This is a genomic window from Candidatus Dactylopiibacterium carminicum, from assembly GCF_014736495.1.
GTDB classification, from domain to species: Bacteria; Pseudomonadota; Gammaproteobacteria; order Burkholderiales; family Rhodocyclaceae; genus Uliginosibacterium; species Uliginosibacterium carminicum.
This window is the reverse complement of sequence record NZ_MDUX01000115.1, coordinates 1-2877: the sequence shown is the minus strand read 5'-3', so window position 1 is coordinate 2877 and position 2877 is coordinate 1. Positions and strand designations below refer to the sequence as shown.

The 2877-nt window shown below is 61.5% G+C and carries 2 protein-coding genes; both read right to left on the bottom strand.

Annotation, left to right across the window (positions count from 1 at the left end):
- Positions 1-32 precede the first annotated feature (32 nt).
- Positions 33-374, bottom strand: a complete 342-nt coding sequence (locus BGI27_RS17635; protein WP_095526077.1) for a glycosyltransferase — start codon at positions 372-374, stop codon at positions 33-35.
- 95 nt (positions 375-469) lie between these two features.
- Positions 470-2542, bottom strand: a complete 2073-nt coding sequence (locus BGI27_RS17630; protein ID WP_223871897.1) for a YgiQ family radical SAM protein — start codon at positions 2540-2542, stop codon at positions 470-472.
- Positions 2543-2877: the final 335 nt, after the last annotated feature.

Sequence of the window (2877 nt, the reverse complement as noted above, 5' to 3'; positions counted from 1 at the left end):
GAAAAACAGTATTTCATGAAGCTCGGGGCTGTCTAGGAAACCCGGGGCGATTCAGCGATCAGTTCGGGCGGGTCCTGCAGATCGGCATCCAAGGGGATCACCGCATCGCCGGTAGCCCGAGAAAGGCCGGCGGACAGGGCCGCTTCCTTGCCGAAGTTTCGGGATAGGTCCACGACGACCAATTCAAAACTTGTCGGACGAGCGGCCTGCAATTTCGCCAGTGTCGCATCGCGACTGCCATCGTTGATAGCGATCAGCTCCCAGTCATAACGGGTTGAGTCGACGATGCCGCTGATCGCGGCCAAAGTGTTGTCGACGTTCTCTTCCTCGTTGTAGAAAGGGATGACCAGTGAGATGCGACGGCGATGCGGCATGGGTCTCCTCCAGCGGCAATGTTCTTATAGGCGAGGCGCGATGATAGCCCGTGTCTGCACGGATGGGCAGCCACGGGCAAACTGGCAGCGGAGATTCAGCGGCGCTTGCCGGGCTTGGGCGGTTTTTGCGAGGTGCGCGCGGGAATGGCGTGCACGAAATCATTACCCCATACCGGCTTGGCCGCGACGGATTGCCGGCTCACATGCCCACGCGGCACCAGATGCTGCGGGCCGTTGCCGATCAGGTCACGCCGCCCGATCTCGATGAGGAAGTCGCGGATCAGATCGAAATTGGCCGGATCGTGATAACGCAACAAAGCCTTGTGCAAGCGACGTTGTCTGGCCAGTCTCGGCGTCTCGACTTCCTCTGAATCGCGGCTGACACGGCGTAACGGATTCTTGCGCGAGTGGTACATCGCGGTGGCCATGGCCAGAGGTGTGGGCGTGAAGGTCTGCACCTGATCCGGGCGGAAATTGTTGGCCTTGAGCCAGAGCGCCAGATTCAGCATGTCTTCATCCGTGGTACCCGGATGCGCAGCAATGAAGTAGGGCACCAAATGCTGGACCTTGCCGGCCTCTTTCGAAAATTTCTCGAACAGCTTGCGGAATCGCTCGAAGCTGCCGATACCCGGCTTCATCATCTTCGAAAGCGGACCTTCCTCCGTATGCTCCGGCGCAATCTTGAGCAGGCCGGAGACATGGTGGGTCACCAGTTCCTTCACGTACTCAGGCGAGTGCACGGCCAGGTCATAACGCAACCCCGAGCCGATGGTGATTCGCTTGACGCCGGGAATGGCGCGCGCCTTGCGATAGAGCCCGATCAGCGAGGCGTGATCGGTATTCAGGTTTTCACAGATGTCCGGATAGACGCAGGAAAGCTTGCGGCAGGAGGATTCGATCTTAGGGCTCTTGCAGCCCAGGCGATACATGTTGGCAGTCGGGCCACCAAGATCCGAGATGTGGCCCTTGAACTCGGGAATCCGGTCACGGATCTCCTCAATCTCCTTGAGGATGGATTCGTGCGAGCGGCTCTGAATGATGCGCCCCTCGTGCTCGGTGATCGAACAGAAAGTGCAGCCGCCGAAACAGCCCCGCATGATGTTTACCGAGAAACGGATCATCTCCCAGGCCGGAATACGCGCATCGCCGTAACTCGGGTGTGGCGCGCGCGCATAGGGGCGGTCGAAGACGTGATCCATTTCTGCCGTATCCAATGGAGTCGGCGGCGGATTGAGCCAGACATCCCGCTCTCCATGCGCCTGACGCAAGGCTCGCGCATTGCCCGGATTCGACTCCAGATGAAACACCCGCGAGTTATGGGCATACAAGACTCTGTCCTCGACCACCGCCTCGTAGGCTTGCAGGCGGATCACCGTTCTGGCGCGCTGGGCACGGCGCGCAGCCACTCTGGCTGCGAGAGGGACGATCTGCACTGGCGTGCCGCCCTCGGCAGAGGGCGCCCCGGTGGCGATCTGTGGCTCCGTGGCATAGGGATCCGTATGAGGCTCGATGCGCCCGGGGCGATCCAGCGTCAGCGAATCGATCTCCTGCCAGTCCGCATCGGGCAGCCAGTCACGCCGGACCATGAAAGCGGTGCCGCGCAGATCGCGGATGTCCTGGATGCGCTCACCGGCGGCAAGCCGGTGCGACAGCTCGACCAGAGCCCGTTCGGCGTTGCCGAAGATCAGCATGTCCGCCTTGGAGTCTGGCAGCACGGAGCGACGCACCTTTTCGCTCCAGTAGTCATAGTGCGCGATACGGCGCAGGCTGGCCTCGATACTGCCGATCACCACCGGCACACCGGCAAAGGCTTCGCGGGCGCGCTGCGCATACACGGTCACGGCACGATCCGGCCGTTTGCCGGCCACGCCACCGGCTGTATAGGCATCGTCCGAACGTGGCTTGCGGTCCGCCGTGTAATGATTGATGAGCGAATCCATGTTGCCCGCCGTGACCCCGTAATAGAGCAGGGGGCGACCCAGAGCACGGAAATCCTCGGCGGAATGCCAGTCTGGCTGGGCGATGATGCCCACGCGAAAGCCCTGGGCTTCAAGCAAGCGCCCGATGATGGCCATGCCGAAGCTGGGATGGTCGATGTACGCATCCCCGGTCACGAGAATGATGTCACAGGCGTCCCAGCCTAGCGCCTCCATCTCCTGCCGGCGCATGGGCAGGAATGGCGCGGGCTGAAGATCTGGGCGGTGGCGCGGCCAGCTGGAAAGGGGGAGGATGGAATCGGACATCAGGGGGCGGATTCTAACGGCTTTGGCTCGGCTTTCGACCGCGTTGAAAGCAGGGGCAAGAGCAAACCCTGCCGCAGCCCCTAGGTTGTCCGGCCGGCCAGTCGAGCAGCCAGCTGCAACAGTGGAAGGCAATCAGCGCCCGACATCGCGGAAGCCAGCTGCCCAAGCTCCCTGGACAGGCGGATCAACCGCCAGTGGATTTCATCTAGAGCCTGTTCACAGTATCCGGAATGTGTTTACATTCTGGAATTTGGGTGTGA

Excerpts from the sequence above, each read along its gene's own strand:
- BGI27_RS17635 (WP_095526077.1), bottom strand. The coding sequence starts at position 374 with ATGCCGCATCGCCGTCGCATCTCACTGGTCATCCCTTTCTACAACGAG.
- BGI27_RS17630 (WP_223871897.1), bottom strand. The coding sequence starts at position 2,542 with ATGCGCCGGCAGGAGATGGAGGCGCTAGGCTGGGACGCCTGTGACATC.